We start from the raw sequence: 19,311 nt of genomic DNA on the forward strand, positions 1-19,311 counted from the left end.
ATAACCAAGTTTCCAATTATCTTCTTGGCTCGTCATCTTCGAATTCTTTTCTGAAGTATCTTCGTTCTTCTTCAGGTTCCGCTTCTGTTTCTTCCGGATCATGAAAAATGACACGGATTTTAAGGATTCGAGAACCTTCCATTTCTTCAGAAACCAGCGTAATATTATCGACATCAAACGATAACTTTTCGCCTTCATCCGGAATCATGCCTAATGCTGTAATCAAATAACCAGCCATCGTATCTACATCACTCATATGCAGATCACTGTCAAAAGCTTCATTGAACTCATCAATCAGCATACGTCCTTGGATGATATATTCGTGTTCATCGATTTTTTCATAAAGATTCTCAACTTCATCTGATTCATCATCGATTTCTCCGACGATTTCTTCTAAAAGGTCTTCTAGTGTTGCTAACCCAACGACGCCGCCATATTCATCTAATAAAATAGCCATCTGATTCTGCGTCTTTTTCATTTCATATAACAGATCATCAATAAAGACCGTTTCAGGAACGAATAAAGGCTCCTGCATGATTTTCTTGATATCTAAATTATCAAAACCGAATTTATGGGCAGCTTTTAGTAAATTCTTTGTATGAAGGATTCCGACTACTTTATCTTTGTCTTCGTTATAAACAGGGATTCTTGAATAGTTTTCGGATAAAACTTCATTCACATTTTCTTCCACAGTGTCGTTGATATCAATCATAAATGCATCCGTTCGTGGGACCATGACTTCTCGGGCAACTTTCGTATCAAGAGAAAAAACCCCTTGGAGCATTTCTAATTCTTCATTATTCAATACGCCTTCGTTTTCAAGCATATAACGCATTTCATCTCTGGTCATTTTTGAATCTTCATCATCAAAAGTCATCGGCGTGATCCGCGCCAATAAACTTGTGGAAGCAGAAAGCAGCCAGACGAAGGGCTTAGCTACTACACCAATCAAGCGTATCAGCCCTGAAGTGAACTTTGCGACTTCTTCTGATTTATTTAAAGCAATACGTTTAGGGTACAATTCTCCAAAAACAATCGATACATAGGTCAAAATAGCCAGCACAATGATATTTGCAATATTTTTTGCCGCTGTGCCGCCACCTAATACCGGAGCTAACCGTTCCGATAAAGTATTAGCTAGTGAAGCACCAGACAAAATGTTGACCAAAGTGATTCCTACTTGGATTGTCGATAGGAAATTATTTGGATTCTGCAATATTTTTAAAAGCTTTTGAGATTTCACATCTCCTTCATCAGCTTTTTGCTCGATTCGATTCTTATTGATCGAAACAACAGCAATTTCGGAAGCTGCTAAAAAAGCATTGATCAATGTCAAAACGATCAATAATAAAATCTGCGCTAACAGCGACTGACTCTCAGGGTCAGCATTCATAATCGCATTCTCTCCTTATAAAATTAATTTTTAGTTTACGATAGAAAAAAACGTGGCACTATAGCCACGTTAAAATGGTATCACAAAGCAATTTTCTTTGCAATAAAAACAAGTGTACTAAAACTACCTACGAGGTCGTAGCAATTTTCTTCTTGTTTTCATTTTGCTTGTCTTCTTTGACGATTTTGATTATATAGGAAATGATCGTCTTGCAGATTGCGTAAAAAGGAACACCTAAGAAGATACCAAGCAATCCGGCAATATTTCCAGCTACTAGAAGAACGATAATGATCGTTAATGGATGGATTTTCAGTGATTTCCCAATTACATTAGGATAAATGATATTCCCATCCAACTGTTGAACGATTAGCACAACCACACAACAAAGTAATGCTTTTACCGGATCATTGAAGACTGTTACTAGAAATGCAGGTGCTAGTCCTAGATAAGGTCCTAAATATGGAATTAGGTTTGTCAATCCCGCAATGACCCCAAATAAGAAAGCATAATCCACACCAATTACCATATATCCTAAAAATGTGAAGGTACCAACGAATAAACATTCGATTGCTTGTCCGCTAATGTAATTAGCCAATGTTTTATTCAGTTGCCCCAATAACTCCACAATTTGGTTTCTTCTTTTTTCTGGGAAAAACTGTTGGATGTTTGGGACTAGTTTTTCTCCGTCTTTCAACATATAGAACAAGATGAATGGTGCTGTAATGATTACTACGGTTGCCGAAGCGATCGTTCCAACGATCGAACCTAAACTATTGGATACTCCACTAAGGAATTGCTGAATGATTGTCCCGTAAGAAATGTCTAATTGCTCAAAATATTTATTGATATCTACTTCCTTGAACAAAGGCAATTCGGCTACCTCTTTTAACCAGCTTTCTACCTGTTTGATGAAATCAGGCATATTAGATGCCAATGAGGAAATTTGCTGTACTAGACTTGGGATGACACTAAGTAAAATCCAAATAATTGCTGCAACTAAAAGGAGCAGCACAATTGCGACAGCCCATATTCTTTTGATTTTTGCTTTCATCAACAGCTTGACAATAGGATTCAATAAATAGTAAAGAAAGCCTGCAATCAGTACAGGTGCAAATAACGTGGAAAAAAATGTCCCGATCGGTTCGAAAATAAAGTTTATTTCTGATGAAATCATGATCAATGCAGCTATGATCAATAATTCAAGCGACCAAAACATTAGTTTAGACTGTCTAAGTTTTTCAAACAATAGATTTCCTCCTTTCTTTCTTACTAGTATATATTATATTCGTTAAAAATTCTTTTATTCTTTTTTTATTTTTGAAAACTTGCCATACTTTTTATTTGTTTTATTTTCCAGTATACTATACGAAAGGAAGGTGGCTAGACCATGAAAGTTGTACAAACAAAAGATACAATGAGCAATATTTACTTAGATGCTGTACGGATCAGGCATCAAGTTTTTGTAGTCGAACAGGGTGTGCCTTTGTCTCGAGAAATAGACAAAGATGAAGCCCATTGTATCCACTTCGTCCTGTACTCAGATAAAAAAGAACCGCAAGGAACTGTACGTCTTTTGCCTTTAGAAAACGGAAAAATGAAATTACAGCGGATGGCGATTCTTTCTGAATACAGACACCAAGGGTTAGGAAAAATATTGATTGAAGAAGCAGAAAACTTTGCTAAGAATCAAGGCTATAATACGATTTTATTAGGGGCACAGTCCACAGCTGAAACTTTTTACGAAAAACTAGGATATACAGCTTACGGCGATCCTTTTGAAGATGCTGGCATGCCTCATATTTATATGAAAAAGACTTTATAAAAATTTATTTCGAAAAAAGCAAAAAACAGCAAGCTTTTGAGAAAAATCTCTCACTGGCTTACTGTTCTTTTTTGTGTTTACTTACGCGACAATTGCTTGTAACGGTTATACCAAATATCAATATAGCCTTCCGAGAACGGGCCATCTCCATTATTGATCCAGTCAACCAGAATCTTCACATTTTCTTTTAGGATGAAGTCAATATCGTTCGGATAATTCATCATTTTGCTGTGCATCTCATATTCATCGACATCCAATAGTCGTTTCTCGCCGTCAGGAAATACCTTGATATCCAAGTCATAGTCGATATATTTCAAGGCCTCATCGTCCAGCAAAAAAGGTGAAGCTAGATTACAATAATAGGAAACCCCCTTTTCTCTGATCATTGCTATTACATTGAACCAGTATTTTTTATGAAAATAAACAATCGCTGGTTCGCGCGTTACCCATCGGCGTCCATCAGATTCAGTGACTAATGTGTGATCATTCACGCCGATCATAGAGTGTTCGCTTGTTTTTAATACCATGGTATCTCGCCACGTTCGATGCAATTTGCCGTCGTGCTTGTAACTTTGGATCGTCACAAACTCTCCTTCTTTTGGAACTCCCATAGCAACCCTTCCTTAAGCAGCATTTTGTGCTTTGTGTTTGGGTGTTCATTACACCGACATCATAATTATTATATCAATAAAAATGAGCTTTGCCTAGAAAGGATTCCTATTGTTTCGATTTTTCTCTAACTGATCTACCAGTTTCATTTGGACCTTAGGAAAAACGACCGAATCAAATGCATCAGGCTTCAACCACTTCGAAGTTTTGTTCTCGGTAAATTCTTGTTCTGCTCCCTCGGTTGCCCGTCCGTAAAAAAGGAGAACATGCCATTTCAGATGACTAAAAATATGAGTAACTTCTCCTAAATGTCGTGTCTGCCAAACAAAGAGTTCCTGCTTTTCAAATGGGAGATTTTGCTCTTCTTCTGCTACTAGGTCATCAAACAGATCGATTTCTGGCTTTGTTTCCCATTCTTTTTTCAATCGCTCATACTCCTCTTGTGTCACTTCCATCATTGGAAATGTCCACATATTCGCCAGCAATTTTTGGCTATCTCTTTCTTCAAAATAATACGCTCCAGAATGATTTTGAAGAGCCGCACTGATATAATAAACGTCTTTTGGCTTTGCTTTTTTTGTTTTTACAGGAAAACTCGTTTGGATTCCTCGTTTGTTAGCTAAACAAAAGGCTTGGATCGGACAAGTCTCACACTTTGGAGAAGTTGGTGTACAGATAGCTGAACCTAGATCCATCATTGCTTGGTTGAATTCACCTGGATGCTTTTCATCAATGATTTTCCGCATCGCTTCATCAAAGATTTTCCTGCTAGAAGCTTTTGCGATGTCTGCTTCAATGCAAAACAATCTGCTGACTACTCGCATCACGTTGCCGTCAACTGCAGGTTCTGGAAGTCCAAATGCGATACTTGCAATCGCGCCTGTCGTATATGGTCCTATTCCCTTCAATGAGCTAATTTCTTCAGGCGTTTGCGGCATTTCCCCATCAAATTCTGACATGATCTGTTTAGCAGCAGCTTGGATGTTCCGGGCTCTTGAGTAATAACCAAGGCCCTCCCATGCTTTTAAAAGCTTTTCTTCTGGAGCATTTGCTAGCTCTTCAATTGTAGGAAACCATTCCATGAAACGATAAAAATAATCGATCACTGTGTCTACTCTGGTTTGCTGAAGCATGATCTCAGAGATCCAGATACGATAAGGATCACGATTATAGCGCCAAGGCAGGTTTCTTTTTTCTTGTTCATACCATTGAATGAACTGATCTTGAAATTCTTTTGTTTCTTTATCTGTCCATTTTTCCCATTCTTTATTCACTTTCCTCTTCCTTTTCCGTAATGAATCGCTGGATCATATCCAAATCAAATCCTTTTTGATATAAGCTTTGCTTTACTTTTAGATTTCTTTTTTTAGGTTCAAACCTTAAATTTCTTCGCCATAGTTTATCTCCTTGTTTGACTAAATAATCATATTCTATTTCTTGATCTGCTTCTTGCGGAAGATCAGCCATCGCTTGTTGGATCACTTCTTGAGAAAAGCCTTTCGTCATCAATGTTTGTTGGATTTTTCTCAATAATTCTTTTTGGCTTTTTCCGTGATTTTTTCCAAACGCTTTTTCGGCTGTCTGATGTGCATTTTGAACTTGGTCTTCAAATGTATATTGGCTGAGCGCTTGTTCAATGATTTCAGGTTTCAAACCTTTTTGCTGCATCTGCTGCGCTAATTTCTTTGGTCCTTTGTCACTTAAGCGCATATTCGTGCGCACATAACTTTCCCCATAGACCAAATCATCGACAAGGTCCAATTCTTTTAAGCGGGCTACGATTTTATTTCGATCTTCTTGAAGGATTTCCTTTTCTTTTAAGTATGTTCGGATTTCTTTTTCCGATCGCAACTGATAACTTAAGTAATTCATTGCTAGGTGAAAACCGAAATCAGCTCCGCTACTCTTCTTGATCTCTTGGATAGTTTCTTCGTCTAATTCCCGTCCTTTTAATAATCGATAGCGTACTAATACATCTTCAGATACTTGTAAAGCTTCTCCTTCAGATAAATCTACGCGATAGAAAGGGCCTTTGCCTTTACTGATTCTCGTAACGGTTAACATAAACATCCTCCTCGAACATATATTCTCTATCATACCACAGAAAATCCCCGTAATCAGGTATTATATGTTAGAATAAACCACAGAAAAAAGAAAAAGGGAGATACTTATGGCAGAAACAATTGTCAAAACTGGACAAACGGTTCCTTTGAAAATCAAGCGTTTAGGCATAAATGGTGAAGGAATCGGTTATTTCAAACGGTTGATCATATTTGTTCCATATGCACTACCAAAAGAAGAAGTACTAGTGAAAATCACGAAAGCAACTCCTCGCTATGCAGAAGGAGAATTAATAAAAGTCAAAAAAACAAGCAAAGATCGCGTAGTGGCACCATGTCCTGTTTACTATGAATGCGGTGGCTGTCAATTACAACACTTAGCTTATCAAGCTCAATTGGATTTTAAAAAGGATCTGCTTTTGCAAGCATTGGAAAAATTCAAACCAGCAGGCTTTCGATCTTATCAACTTTTGCCGACGATCGGGATGGATGAGCCTTGGCATTATAGAAACAAAGCACAATTTCAGTTACGAAAAAATAAGCAGACTCAAAAAATTGAAGCTGGTTTATACGAAGCAAACTCTCATCAGTTAGTCCCTATAACAGACTGCTTGGTTCAAGAACCTCGAACACAAAAAGTAATGAATACTGTTGTTCAACTATTGAATAAATTTGATGCACCCATCTATGATGAACGGACAAACAGTGGAATCTTCCGCACAATCATGGTTAGAATCGGTGTCAAAACTGGGGAGTTACAAGTTGTTTTTATTACTCGCAGTAAAAAATTCCCGCAAAAAAACGCAATGATCCGTGAGATCAATGAACGACTGCCCGAAGTTGTTTCAATCATGCAAAATGTCCAGGCACAAAAAACGTCTCTCGTGATGGGGGATGAAACGATCCACTTATGGGGAAAAGAAGCCATTGAAGAACAAATCAATGAAGTGACTTTCGATCTTTCTCCTCGTGCCTTCTTTCAACTCAATCCTCAGCAGACCGAATTGCTTTATGGCGAAGGAATCAAAGCATTAGATGTCCAGCCTAATGAAACGATCGTGGATGCTTATTGCGGAGTTGGGACGATCGGCTTAAGTGTAGCAAAACAAGCCAAAGAAGTACGGGGAATGGATACCGTTCCTCAAGCAATCGCTGATGCAAAAAAAAATGCGGAAAGATTAGGATATCACAACACTCGATATGAAGTCGGGACAGCAGAGCAAGTTCTGCCTAAATGGTTGAATGAAGGTTTTCAGCCTGATGGTATCATCGTAGATCCACCACGTACGGGTTTGGATAACGCATTGATTCAATCATTATTGAAATACCCTCCAAAAAAACTTGTTTATATCTCCTGTAATGTTTCTACACTTGCCAGAGATCTGGTTAATTTAAGTAAAAAGTTCAAGATTGAATATTTACAGTCTGTCGACATGTTTCCTCAGACTGCACGTTGTGAAGTTGTCGTGAAGATGACGAGACTCGCTGACTAAATGAAAGAGGTTGTGAAAAAGTCTGCCCTGTATCAAGTAATAAGAATAGCCAAACAAAAATAGCTCTTCATGTTTTATGAATACTGTACTTGTGACCGAAGAGTTAACAGGAGGTCACTATTTATTTAAAAAAAGGGTTGTGACATAGTTTTTGTCACAGCCCTTTTTGATTATTATTGGATATTCACGTCTATCACTTGATAAAATGCATTTGTCGTATCGCTGATATTCCATACTGCTAAAATCACATTATATCCTTTTCGATCCTGCGGAAGTGTGATCGTTTGGTTGACTGTTTTTGGTGGAACAGTTGCTTTGTCGTCTATTTTTGTGATCAATTCAAAATCACTAAATTTCAAAGGTTGATTAGGATTCCAAGTTGGTTTGGTAATGTAGTAATCCCAAGTACTTGTCCGATGTTGTGCTGTTAAATTCCAAGTAATATTTAATGTTCCTGGATTAACCATGTTTTTATGCCATCTGTTAGATGTCTGTTCATCTAAAGGCTCAAAGCCGCTGACTCCTGCACTAGCAATTTTTCCATCAATGAATGTATTTTTGGTAGCTTCGATACTTTGCGGTTCCCATTGTGCTCTTCCGACATTTTGATTTAAGTTTCCTGCTGCTGATGTTCCTAGGTATGCACGGCTTCCTGGAGAAGTAATATAACCATGCGCAAAACCTGGAATGCTAAAACCGAACAACCCTAAACTAACTAACCCAATAAACAATAACGTACTAATCTTTTTCATGTAGAAACCTCCTTCATTTGATAACCACATTGTAAACGCTTTATTGCATTAACCCAAACATTATGCTTTTATAATTTTATGTTGAAGTAAAAAAGGTGAAAAAAGTAAGATGCAGATTATAACAGAAGTAGACGAGAAAAGTACAAATAGAAAACATGAGAATCAAATCATATGATCTTTTTCAAAAACATCATTCATATAAACAAATGTTCAACTTTTTAATAACAACAATCATCAATTTTTTTCTTACTTCACAAACTAAATACAGGTCTTGCTGTGAGCCTTCATGGTAAACTAATATTATAGAAAGGAGTTAGTAAAATGAAGATGATAAAAGATATTCGTTTTTGGGTTTTTGTTATAGGAATTGTCATATTAGGCTTTTTATCAGGGTTGCTTAGCGGAAATCCCGGAGAATATTACTATTCTTTGCAACTTCCACCATTTGCACCACCTAGCTGGATATTTGGGCCGATGTGGACCTTACTGTATATATTGATGGGTATTTCTCTTTATTTGTTACTTAATCACAACAACAAAAAACAGCGAAACAATCTTGTCGGTCTTTTTGTGATTCAGTTCATTTTTAATTTTATATGGTCTGCTCTATTTTTTAATTTAAGAAATATTTTCATTGCAGCAATCGATATTACACTTTTAGTTATTTTCTTGTCAGTGCTTATGTATCAGTTGTGGCTGCATCATCGCCTGGCAATGTGGCTCATGATTCCTTATTATTTATGGGTACTATTCGCAACTCTATTGAATTATTCAATTTATTTTTTAAACTAAGCGCTAAAAAGAGACGTCCTGTAATTTAACACATAGAAAAAGTGCCACCTAAGTTAGATTTTTTGTCTAATTTAGGTGGCACTCTTTATTAACCAAACTATTTTTTTCTAGTACCCACTTGTTGTTCCATACTCATTATTCTGGTCATAACCATAACCATTTTGTTCCTGTCCAGCGTAAGGATCATAACTTTGAGTATCTTGACTTGGTGTATAGTACTGACTTGTATCTTCTGTTTGCTGATAATAGGTATTCGGATCTTGGTACTGATCATATGTGTTTTCTGAATAGGAAGAATAATCGGTGTACCCTTCACTATTCGATCCATCACCGTTTGTCGAATCGCCATCTTCCGAATCATCAAAGAACATCATTGAAGCATTCTCATTTTTCAAATTAGGTAATGTATCGCTTGTTTTTATATTTAATTGTTTCTTCAGTTCATTTTGGATCGAAAGAAGATCATTTTTTCCTAAAATTTGATAGTAGATATCATTGATCATTTGTCCTTCGCCTTGCAACTGGTCTTGTTTGATTGTTTCAAACGCCGGGGTGTAGTTCGTCGCTACATCAAGCATGTCATCCCAATCTAAGTCCGTCGTCACATTGTTCTCAACTGCTTTTAAAATTTTTCTATAATTGCTTACACCATCTAAACTTAAAACTTTATTGACGATTTTCGTCACTACTTCCCGCTGACGACGTTGTCGACCGATATCGCCTTCTGGATCTTCGTGTCGCATTCGAGAATAGGCTAAACCTTTTTCTCCATTCAATGTTTGTTCACCTACTGGTACATGGACACCATCCAAAGTAAAGTCAATTTTATTATTCACTTTGATGCCACCGACCGCATTGATCAAATCTTCCATGCCATCCAAATTGATCGTTACATAATGATCAATAGGAATATCGAGCAGTTGCTCAATTGAATCCATGGCCATTTCGACACCACCAAATGCATAGGCATGATTTAATTTATCTACCGTTCCATAACCTACGATATTCGTATAAATATCTCGGTCCAAACTGATGATCGTTGATTTTTTTTGTTTCGGATTAACTGTTACTACCATCATCGTATCAGAACGTCCTTGTTCCGTTCTTCCTAATCCACCGGTATCTAAACCTAATAGCAAAACCGAAAAAGGTTCTTTGTCATCAATGCTTACTCTCTCAGAACGTTTGGAGGATATTCGATTAGAGTTTTTAGAAATTTTGTTTACTGTTTGGCTCGCTTCTCCCATAAATCTGATTCCGTATGCTGATAATCCGGCAATCAGCAAAACGAATACCCCTAACAAGGTTAATAGAACTTTTTGCCATCGCTTCATAATACACCTCTGTTTCACATTTTCTAAAATATTGTCTCATATAACTGTTCAATCAGCAAATTCACTTTTTAATCATAAGAAAACTTTAAAAAACATTTTTGTGTAACGATTATTATTTTTTAAAATTTCTCAAAATTCTTAACTATCATACCATACCGTGAAAAAGATCGAAAGACCGAATACACGCAGTTCGCAATCGTTTTATCTTTTTTTATGTATTTTTTCCAGAAAAAGCGAACAACAAGGTATTTTCCAAATAATCGTGCAGTAAAATGATCGCACATACCTTTCTCATCTTTTTAACAGTCTTTGCCTACCGTTCAGATTATCATTCGATTTCACGAAAATTTCTTCCTATGACTGGTCCTTTTGTTAAACCCATCTTCTATTCGTTTTATTTCCAGCTCACTGCATGGCTATTAAAATGACTCGAACTAGTGATTGCATTACCATCATCTTTTAATGGATAGATATGCTCCTCTTCAAAGTAAAACGATTTTCTTTTAAAGTAATAGAATTGACATGGTAATGAGTATGTATACTAGTGGTTTCACAAATGGTCTTTTATTCAACATCCAAAAAACTGAAATTTCTTTAAAATCTATTACTAACGAAGAAAATGTTCCTTGCTTGATAATTAGTTAGGACATGTCAAGTGAACAAATGCATTTACTTAGCCAAAAAATCTAAAAACTTCATAAATAGACAAAAAGACACGACTCTCTAAGAAGTCGTGTCTTTATTCAACAAATTATTATAATTTAGTCACTTCAGCAGCTTGAGGTCCGCGTGCACCTTCAACAATCGTGAATTCTACTTCTTGACCTTCTTCTAGGCTCTTGAAGCCGTCTCCTTGAATTGCTGAGAAATGAACAAATACGTCATCTCCGCCGTCTACTGTAATAAACCCAAATCCTTTTTCATTGTTGAACCATTTAACCGTTCCGTGTTCCATAAATGTATAGCCTCCAAAAAAGTTCTTGCAAGTAACCTTGCAAGAACATTATACCCAATTTAGAAAACGCTAGCAAGCTTTCGCTCTTTTATTTTCCAAATTATTTTTAAGACTGATATGACGGAGGAAATGGTTATTTTGCTGCTTCGAAACGTTTGTTTACTTCATCCCAATTAATAACATTCCAGAATGCTGCAATATAATCTGGTCGGACATTTTTATATTTCAAATAATAAGCATGTTCCCAAACGTCCAAACCTAGAATTGGTGTCTTTCCTTCCATCAATGGAGAATCTTGATTTGCAGTAGAGGTAATAGCTAATTTTCCATTTTCCATTACAAGCCAAGCCCATCCAGAACCAAATCGTCCAGCGGCTGCTTTTTTGAATTCTTCTTTAAAAGAAGAAAAATCACCAAAAGCTTCATTAATCGCTTCTTTTATTTCTCCTGTAGGTTCGCCACCAGCATTTGGTGCCATGATTTCCCAGAAAAATGAATGGTTAGCATGTCCGCCACCATTGTTACGTACAGCTGTCTTGATATCTGTTGGAATAGCGTCCATATCAGATAATAATTCTTCTATTGTTTTTTCGCCTAATTCTGGGTATTTCTCAATTGCTGCATTTAAATTCGTCACATAAGTATTGTGATGCTTATCATGATGCAGATGCATCGTTTCTTCGTCAATATAAGGTTCCAATGCGTCATATGCATAAGGTAGATCTGGTAATGTGTAAGTCATAAAAAAATTCCTCCTCAATGTTTTCTTAATAATGTCTACATTACAAAGAGTAACAAAGAGAAGGAAATTCTTCAATTGTTATGCCTAGTCGTCTTTTTCACTTTGACCTACTTCTTCTTCAAAAACCTCAGTTTCTTTAAAAATAAACAACTTGCTGAAAATATAGTTCGCTAGGATAACAATAATTTGAGTGATGATTTTCGCCACATACTCATTGCTGTTCATAACATTGATCAACAATACCATTGCCCCCATGTCCAATCCGTAAGAAAGGATACGGTAGAAGAAGAACTTACCGCATTCAATAAGTGCATGTGTAAAATTCGGTGATTTTGAATGGAATACCCAAAGTTTGTTCGTTACAAAAGCAAACAATACAGAACAAAACCACGAAATAGAATTGGATAAGGCCATACTTAAATCAAAATATTGGCGTGCGAGAGCAAAACTAACAAAATTTACAATCGTAGCCAAACCACCAAAAAAGAGATAGACTAGTATCTCCCAATATCCTTTTGCTTCTAAATATCCTTTTAACTGTCGATACTGCTTCATGAGCCAACCTACCTTATTAAAAATTCTTATTTATCATACTCTATATTTCAATAACTTTCATCTTTATTTAAAAAAATTAATTTTTTTTGATCCTTTGCCTTTGTCTCTGCTTGGATCGTCACATGTGTAATACCATATTTTAATTTTAATAAAGAAATTATACGAGGATATATCTTTTCAATCTCGCTTAGTAGCTGATCTTCAAAATCAATATGTCCGTCGAAAATAATTATCTTTTCGCTATACTGCCAAATATGGACATGATGAACATCCTTTACCCCATCGATTGCTTCAATTTCTTGTTCCATTTTTTCATAGTCGATAGCAGGTGCACTTTGTATCAAAATAGCGGCAGCTTTTTTGATCACCATTATCGCTTCTATCAATATATATATCGAAATGATCAGTGTAATAACTGGATCGATCCAGTAGATATCGAAAAAACGGATCAAAATTGCTCCGATAATCACACTTACCGAAGACAGTGTATCACTTAACAAATGCAAATAACTAGATTTTATATTCAAACTTTCATCTGCTTCTTGTCGTAATAATAATACTGAGAACAAATTCGCGAGCAATCCAACAACTGCTACTGTTAGCATCAAATGACTATTTATCTTTTCTGGTGAAGTGAAGCGCTTGAATGCTTCAACGGTTAAAAACAAGGATAATATGATCAATATGAATGAGTTGATGAAAGCACTCAATATTTCTAAACGCTGGTAGCCATACGTACGTTTTTTATTTGCTTCTTTTCGGGCCATTTTTTGTGCCCCGTAAGAAAAAATAATTGCCAATGTATCACTAAGGTTATGGAAAGCATCTGAAACAAGAGACAAACTCCCTGACATAATCCCTCCAATAAATTCTGATAAAGTGATCACCGCATTCAAAACCACTACTCCAAATAGTTTTTTTGATGATCTCTGTGGCTGTGTAGGCACTATACCTTCCTCCATTTTATTTATATTGGATAGTCTTTAGACAAGAATAACATTTTTTTGATATTTCACCAATCATTCAGCTGTTTCCCTAAAGCACTTGTATTTCACTTGATACTTCGCTAGAATTGCAAGTGATGACACTACTAGATGAGGAGTACTTATGACAACAAAACAATTAATTATCAGTTCCTTTATACGATTCAAAGACCTAAAGGAGGCGAGAAATGTCCCATTTTGGAAAGCCATTGTCTATCTTTTAGTTTTGAGTATAATTATGGCTTTGCCAATCTCTTTTCAAGTTTTTCAAGTCTTAAACAACATTCAATTGGATGGGCAAAAGATTGCTACTCGCATTCCTGATTTTACAATCCAAAACGGGCAGCTTCAAACCGAAGAAAAAGAAGGATTCATTTACCAAACAAACTCCATTATCTTCACATTTGATCCAGAGGGAAAACGAACAGAACAGGACATCTCTACTGATTTGATGGGGAATTTTGTTAGTGTCGGGATGTTAAAAAACAAACTTATCATAGCTCTTCCTAATACAGGCACGACTTCTGCTTTGTTGAACAATAACCAATTAGAACTTCCCTACACCAATGAATCTTTAAAAAACTTAACAGGTAAGCAGCTCCGTTCTTTTTTAAGTGAAGCATCTATACCACTTTGGATAAAAGTCCTGACATTTATATTTTCTATTTATCCTAGTTTTCTGAATCTGCTGATCACTTTGCTATTTACCAACATTGCTGCTTTTCTCTATGCACGCTTTCGACTAACAAAAGCTACTTTTCTTGATTGTTTAAAAACATTGATCTATTCAATTTCATTGCCTACTATAATTGCAACAATCTTGATGGTCTTTCTTCCTTCTTTTGACACTAGCGCCTTCATTGCTTTTGCAGGAATCTTTATTTTTGCTCAAGCTGTCAAAGGATGGGCAAAAATATCGATCAATTAAGAAATAAAGACAACTCGTTATTTCTACTTCAATAGACCCTTTTAGAGGTTGTGACATTTTTTTGTCACAGCCCCTTTTTTATTTGAAAAATATTTCTTTCTCAAAAAACAAGCAAGGCGCTTCAAAGTTCTTCTTGTATGCGCTACACTTAGAGTAAAGAAAGGCGGGAAATTAACTATGTCAGAAAGAATCATTTATGCAGATCGTCCATTTCGTGATGAATTTATCGAAGAAATCCATACTATAGCGCCTGGTTATATCTTTAAAACAGAATTACAACCAGAGGATCTACAAAATGTAGAGATCAGTTTGGGCTGGAACTCAGACTACCAAGAAAAACTATTAGCCTCTTCTACCTTGAAATGGGTCCAATCTATCTCAGCTGGTGTTGATCAGCTACCCCTTGAGACTTTTTCAAAGAAACATATTTTACTTTCAAATGGTAGTGGCATCCACAGTGAATCGATTACGGAGCATGTCTTAGGAATCATCCTTGGGTATTCTCGTGGTCTTTTTCAAGCACAAAAGGCACAGAGTGACATGAAATGGTTAGGTTCATCGGTCCATTACCAATCTATCCAAGGGAAAAAAATACTAATCATTGGAACTGGCCATATTGGAAAAATGATTGCAAAAAAATGCAAAGCATTAGACATGAACTGCTATGGAATCAATACATCCGGTCATCCAGCAGAAGGAATGGAAAAGACTTTTTCTTTAAATCAACTAAAGGAAGTTCTTCCTGAAGTAGATTTCGTAGTCAATATCTTACCTCTAACGGAGGAAACAACTGGGCTCTTTGATCAGCATATGTTTGAACACTTTGATCCAAAATCTGTATTCATCAATGTTGGCCGTGGTGCTTCTGTTAAGACACAAGATCTGGTGCAGGCTTTAAATAACCAGCAACTTTCCTTTGCAGCATTAGACGTTTTTGAGGAAGAGCCTCTTCCACAAGATCATCCTCTTTGGAAAATGGACAATGTACTGATTACTTCCCACATTGCAGGTTTGACACCTGATTTTCAAAAGAAATTAATGGCTATTTTTTTAACCAATCTGAAAAGCTACTTTGCCACCCATGAGCTTCAAACCAATCAAGTAAAATTGTCTGCAGGATATTAATAGCTGAAAACAATATTTTCAAAAGAAAAAAGAGAAGGTGACAAAAATTGTGTCACCCTCTCTTTTTTTATTGTTTTTTAAAGTGATAGGTTGGCTCCTCCAGGTTGGGATCATAATCAACAAGTAAATCATATCCTTTAAAGAACCATTCATCTGCTTCCTCGATAAAAAAAAGTGTCCCATCCATTTCCACTTTCTTTACAGGATGTTCTGGCTGTTCAACTGACATTCCAATCGAAAAACCATCATGAACCTCTGTTTTGCCGTAGACTTTTCCAAAAAAACGTATTCCGTAAGTTTCTGGCAGATCAATTTCTGAGTCAAACCACTTTTGTGCTTTTGGCGTTACCGTTAATTTCATCCCAACAACCTACTTTCTCTTTTCTTTCTATTGATTCATCTTATCGTCTAGAATATCCACATCGCCTGTCTCTCCAATAACCAGTAGATTATCATTTTCACGAACATATTCATCTGCTGCAGGAGAAGCGATAACCGTTTGATCTACTCTTCGTATGGCGACTACTGTTAAGTCAAAACGTTGCCTGAAATTTAATTCAGCTAATGTTTTGTTGAAAAATTTAGGATTGGAGACTCGGATTTCTGCTAAAGAATATTTATCTGACAGCTCTAAGTAGTCTAGAATATTCTTTGATACTAAGTTATGTGCAATCCGTATCCCCATGTCTCGCTCAGGGTGTACGACACGATCTGCTCCGATCTTCTCTAGTACACGGGCATGGTACTCATTTTGGGCTTTTGCTAAAATATTCGGTACGCCCATTTCCTTTACCATCAGAGTAACTAAGATGCTGGCTTGGATATCTTCTCCAATAGCGACAATTACATGATCGAAATTTCTTATACCTAATGAACGAAGTGTCATCTCATCCTGTGCATTTGCCACAACAGCATGAGTGGCTATATTCATATATTCATTGACTCGATCTTCATTACTGTCAATAGCCAGTACTTCTTGTCCAGCTTCGATCAGTGTACGGCAGATGCTTCCGCCAAATCGTCCAAGGCCTACAATTGCAAAATTTTGTTTCACCATTTTCCTCCTTTAGTATCTTCTTTTCTCAGTATAACAAAGCCTTTCCAAAAACAAAAGCAAGCATCATTATTGTAAAAAAGCCAAGAAAAATAATAGTTATTTTCTCAGCTTTTGATTATCCTCTTTATCATCGTTTTTATTTCACCAAACCATGTTTAAACGCATAGATAGCTGCTTGAGTTCGGTCTTCTACCTCTAACTTAGCTAATATATTCGACACATGCGTTTTAACTGTTTTCAGTGTGATAAACAATTCATCCGCGATTTCCTGATTACTTTTCCCTTCAGAAATCAGCATCAAAATTTCATTTTCTCGATTCGTTAATTCTTCATGCAATACTGGATCATTTCGCCGACTCATTTTTTCCATCATTTTTGTTGTCACTTCAGGTTCCAATACTCGCTCGCCGCGTTGCGTAGCCCTTATAGCATCAGCTATTTCATGTGCGGTAGACGTCTTCAATAAATATCCTGCTGCTCCTGCTTCAATTGCAGGATAAACTTTTTCATCATCAATAAAACTTGTGACGATAATGATTTTGGCTTTTGGCCAATCTTTTAAGATTGCTTTTGTTGATTCGATGCCATCCATTTCTTCCATGACTAGATCCATTAAAATGACATCTGGTCGAAGTGCCATCGCCTTTTCATAGCCTTGACGTCCATTTTCAGCTTCTCCAATCACTTCAATGTCTTCTTGGATAGATAAATAAGAAGAGACGCCTAAGCGTACCATTTCATGGTCATCTACTAATAAAACTTTTATCATCTTTATCTATGCCTCCTTCATCAAAGGGACCTTGATCTCCACGCTCGTACCTTGCCCTTTAAAACTAATGATTTTTACTGTTCCACCAATACCAGCTACTCGTTCTTTGATATTGTTCAATCCATAACTTCCCGTTTTGGTTTCATTCATATTAAAGCCTGTCCCGTCGTCAATGATACGTAATAAAAGATTGTTATCTATTTTATGCAAATAGACTTCTAATTCATTAGCCTTAGCATGTCTTAATGTGTTTGATAACAATTCTTGAACGATTCGGAACAAGTGATCCTCAATGGAACTAGTTAATTTTACATCTTCTACATCCCATTTTAGCGAAATCTGGATTTTATTCTGCAATTCCTTCAATAACTGCTCAATGCCTTGTTTTAAACTTTTTTCTTCTAAATTGACTGGACGCAGATGAAGAAGCAGCGCACGCATCTCAGACTGGGAAGCGTTGATGATCTCTGCCACCATTTTCAACTGCTTACGGAACATTTCTGGTGTCTCACTTTTTTCTGCTTGCTCCGTCAATGCCGACATCATCATCATCGCTGCAAATAATTGCTGTGAAACTGAATCATGAAGCTCACGAGCTAATCGATGCCTTTCTAATTCTAAAATCTCTTCTTTGGTTTGTCCATCTACATATTGAGGACGGCTAGTCATAATCTGTAATTCACTGGATACTTCGATCATTTTTTCTTTTATTTTAGTAATTTCCATATCAATATCTTTGATGTACAGATCATCCGACGCGCTTGGGATCGGCTGATGCAAAAGTTTGGATTCATAATTGCCAGAAGAAAGTGCACGAAGCTTTTCTTCGATTTTCCCGTATTTTGCCTTTTGAATAAGTGATAACAATAGAAATACGATCAATCCTACACCTAATGAAATTGCCATCAAATGGAAGATAAGCGGAACGTATAATAAACGCGCACGCAGCAATTCTCCCCACCAATGACTTTGGTTACTGGCATAAAAATAAGTGAAAAGTGAAAATAGAATAATAAGGAAAGCCGCAATCCCCGAATAAACAGCTAGCATTGCTTTGGATATTCTTCCCATCATATTCGTATCACCTCGACATCTCCAACCAAGGTATTGGTAATGATCTTCAATCTGCGAGGATTTTCATCATAATCACTGCTGCAGATTTTGATCTGTTCGTTTTTTAAGGAAAACTGCTCTTCTTCAAACAAGACATTTCCTACTAATGTCGCATGCTCTAAACGAATAGCCACTCCCAGGGGTACTAAGATCCGTGTTCTGCCTATCCCTTTTCTTACAATCACAATATTATCATCTTTTGGCAAAAGTGTATTGCCCAAATCGATGATAGTATCACCAGAAATGATGGCAATGTTGATGTCATCCCATTCATAGACGTCGTTTCCAATACGTTGGTTACCAAATAATTGCTGTCTTTTACGCTCATTATTATGTGTTTTTAATTGCTCTGTTTGGACCATCATGATCTGTTTTTTTCGCCAAAAAGCATTTTTTGTCAAATCTATTCCTGAAATCTCTACACCTTTCAGCCCGATAAATAAAACGGCCAATACAACCATCATCCATAAAGCAGGACTGTTGACTAAGCTAAAAAAAATGACTAAGCTCCCTAAGATCAATTGAAAATTTTGAAATTTAGTACGAGGATATTTGCGCATAGCTAGATATATATTGAAAATACCGAATATTACTAAAAGCAAAAGTCCAGTATTGTTTACGATTTGCCAAACAGCAAATAACAGCAGCAGTGCTTCGACTACCACAAAAAAACGCCAAGAACTATTCATCGCTTTTTCTCCCTCCTGACACATTCTCATTTCATCATACCTATTTTTTTGACTGTTGGCTATAGGACTTTAGATGTAAGATCGTTCAGTGAAACCTGCAATACTCAAAGAGAAAAGATCTAGAGTGCGTCATCAGTAAG

At 36.5% G+C, this 19,311-nt stretch carries 21 protein-coding genes; 5 read left to right on the forward strand and 16 right to left on the reverse strand.

From position 1 onward, the window contains the following. Nucleotides 1-16: 16 nt before the first annotated feature. Together DIZ30_RS02365 and DIZ30_RS02370 are read right to left on the reverse strand one after the other, a co-directional pair. Nucleotides 17-1,393, reverse strand: coding sequence for a hemolysin family protein (locus tag DIZ30_RS02365; protein WP_002295395.1), 1,377 nt, complete (start codon nt 1,391-1,393; stop codon nt 17-19). Nucleotides 1,394-1,520: 127 nt separating this feature from the next. Beyond that, nucleotides 1,521-2,639 (reverse strand): AI-2E family transporter, encoded by a 1,119-nt coding sequence (locus DIZ30_RS02370; RefSeq protein ID WP_002290821.1) that lies wholly within the window; start codon nt 2,637-2,639, stop codon nt 1,521-1,523. Nucleotides 2,640-2,780: 141 nt separating this feature from the next. Between DIZ30_RS02370 and DIZ30_RS02375 the strand changes: the two genes are divergently transcribed. Next, nucleotides 2,781-3,215: a GNAT family N-acetyltransferase gene (locus DIZ30_RS02375; protein WP_002290819.1), complete on the forward strand. Its 435-nt coding sequence runs from the start codon at nt 2,781-2,783 to the stop codon at nt 3,213-3,215. 77 nt (nt 3,216-3,292) lie between these two features. Here DIZ30_RS02375 and DIZ30_RS02380 read toward each other — a convergent pair whose 3' ends face one another. The 3 genes from DIZ30_RS02380 to recX form a co-directional block, all read right to left on the reverse strand. Beyond that, nucleotides 3,293-3,826 carry a DUF402 domain-containing protein gene (locus DIZ30_RS02380; RefSeq protein ID WP_002290817.1) on the reverse strand — a complete coding sequence of 178 codons (534 nt, stop codon included), beginning with the start codon at nt 3,824-3,826 and terminating at the stop codon, nt 3,293-3,295. 93 nt (nt 3,827-3,919) lie between these two features. Continuing rightward, on the reverse strand, nt 3,920-5,098 hold the full coding sequence (gene mutY / locus DIZ30_RS02385; RefSeq protein WP_002296955.1) for an A/G-specific adenine glycosylase: 1,179 nt from the start codon (nt 5,096-5,098) through the stop codon (nt 3,920-3,922). Next, nucleotides 5,091-5,888: a recombination regulator RecX gene (recX, locus tag DIZ30_RS02390; protein ID WP_002326064.1), complete on the reverse strand. Its 798-nt coding sequence runs from the start codon at nt 5,886-5,888 to the stop codon at nt 5,091-5,093. The genes mutY and recX overlap by 8 nt, the downstream gene beginning before the upstream one ends. 106 nt (nt 5,889-5,994) lie before the next feature. On the opposite strand from recX, the gene rlmD reads away from it, so the two are divergent. Then, nucleotides 5,995-7,377, forward strand: a complete 1,383-nt coding sequence (gene rlmD / locus DIZ30_RS02395) for a 23S rRNA (uracil(1939)-C(5))-methyltransferase RlmD (protein WP_002295399.1) — start codon at nt 5,995-5,997, stop codon at nt 7,375-7,377. A gap of 173 nt (nt 7,378-7,550) precedes the next feature. On the opposite strand, the gene DIZ30_RS02400 is transcribed toward rlmD, so the two are convergent. Continuing rightward, nucleotides 7,551-8,129, reverse strand: coding sequence for a lytic polysaccharide monooxygenase (locus DIZ30_RS02400; protein WP_002292856.1), 579 nt, complete (start codon nt 8,127-8,129; stop codon nt 7,551-7,553). Nucleotides 8,130-8,450: 321 nt separating this feature from the next. Between DIZ30_RS02400 and DIZ30_RS02405 the strand changes: the two genes are divergently transcribed. After that, on the forward strand, nt 8,451-8,921 hold the full coding sequence (locus DIZ30_RS02405) for a TspO/MBR family protein (RefSeq protein ID WP_010722490.1): 471 nt from the start codon (nt 8,451-8,453) through the stop codon (nt 8,919-8,921). A gap of 107 nt (nt 8,922-9,028) precedes the next feature. Here DIZ30_RS02405 and DIZ30_RS02410 read toward each other — a convergent pair whose 3' ends face one another. From DIZ30_RS02410 to DIZ30_RS02430, 5 genes are all read right to left on the reverse strand, one after another. Continuing rightward, entirely contained in the window at nt 9,029-10,255 is a 1,227-nt protein-coding gene (locus tag DIZ30_RS02410; RefSeq protein WP_002295400.1) for an LCP family protein, read from the reverse strand. A gap of 754 nt (nt 10,256-11,009) precedes the next feature. Further along, nucleotides 11,010-11,210, reverse strand: a complete 201-nt coding sequence (locus tag DIZ30_RS02415) for a cold-shock protein (protein WP_002292860.1) — start codon at nt 11,208-11,210, stop codon at nt 11,010-11,012. A gap of 133 nt (nt 11,211-11,343) precedes the next feature. Beyond that, entirely contained in the window at nt 11,344-11,952 is a 609-nt protein-coding gene (locus tag DIZ30_RS02420) for a superoxide dismutase (protein ID WP_002298541.1), read from the reverse strand. Between the two features lie 84 nt (nt 11,953-12,036). Next, a complete protein-coding gene (locus DIZ30_RS02425) occupies nt 12,037-12,507 on the reverse strand; it encodes a GtrA family protein (protein WP_002292862.1) in 471 nt (156 codons plus the stop codon). Nucleotides 12,508-12,554: 47 nt separating this feature from the next. After that, on the reverse strand, nt 12,555-13,469 hold the full coding sequence (locus DIZ30_RS02430) for a cation diffusion facilitator family transporter (RefSeq protein ID WP_033624212.1): 915 nt from the start codon (nt 13,467-13,469) through the stop codon (nt 12,555-12,557). Nucleotides 13,470-13,614: 145 nt separating this feature from the next. Here DIZ30_RS02430 and DIZ30_RS02435 point away from each other — a divergent pair, with 145 nt between their 5' ends. Then, on the forward strand, nt 13,615-14,418 hold the full coding sequence (locus tag DIZ30_RS02435) for a DUF1189 domain-containing protein (protein WP_002289147.1): 804 nt from the start codon (nt 13,615-13,617) through the stop codon (nt 14,416-14,418). A 177-nt stretch (nt 14,419-14,595) separates the two neighbouring features. After that, on the forward strand, nt 14,596-15,543 hold the full coding sequence (locus tag DIZ30_RS02440; RefSeq protein ID WP_002289148.1) for a phosphoglycerate dehydrogenase: 948 nt from the start codon (nt 14,596-14,598) through the stop codon (nt 15,541-15,543). A 67-nt stretch (nt 15,544-15,610) separates the two neighbouring features. On the opposite strand, the gene DIZ30_RS02445 is transcribed toward DIZ30_RS02440, so the two are convergent. The 5 genes from DIZ30_RS02445 to liaF all read right to left on the reverse strand — a co-directional run bounded on the left by DIZ30_RS02445 (nt 15,611) and on the right by liaF (nt 19,171). Beyond that, nucleotides 15,611-15,904, reverse strand: a complete 294-nt coding sequence (locus DIZ30_RS02445) for a HesB/YadR/YfhF family protein (protein ID WP_002289149.1) — start codon at nt 15,902-15,904, stop codon at nt 15,611-15,613. 27 nt (nt 15,905-15,931) lie between these two features. After that, nucleotides 15,932-16,597, reverse strand: coding sequence for a TrkA family potassium uptake protein (locus DIZ30_RS02450; RefSeq protein ID WP_002289151.1), 666 nt, complete (start codon nt 16,595-16,597; stop codon nt 15,932-15,934). A 139-nt stretch (nt 16,598-16,736) separates the two neighbouring features. Further along, nucleotides 16,737-17,369, reverse strand: coding sequence for a response regulator transcription factor (locus DIZ30_RS02455; protein ID WP_002295404.1), 633 nt, complete (start codon nt 17,367-17,369; stop codon nt 16,737-16,739). A gap of 6 nt (nt 17,370-17,375) precedes the next feature. Beyond that, complete coding sequence (liaS, locus tag DIZ30_RS02460) at nt 17,376-18,443, reverse strand: two-component system sensor histidine kinase LiaS (RefSeq protein WP_002318624.1); 1,068 nt, start codon at nt 18,441-18,443, stop codon at nt 17,376-17,378. Then, a complete protein-coding gene (liaF, locus tag DIZ30_RS02465; protein WP_002295408.1) occupies nt 18,440-19,171 on the reverse strand; it encodes a cell wall-active antibiotics response protein LiaF in 732 nt (243 codons plus the stop codon). Before liaF ends, liaS begins: the two co-directional genes overlap by 4 nt. Between the last annotated feature and the right edge of the window lie 140 nt (nt 19,172-19,311).

Origin of the sequence: Enterococcus sp. H57, assembly GCF_003112495.1 — a bacterium.
Taxonomy (GTDB): Bacteria; Bacillota; Bacilli; order Lactobacillales; family Enterococcaceae; genus Enterococcus_B; species Enterococcus_B faecium.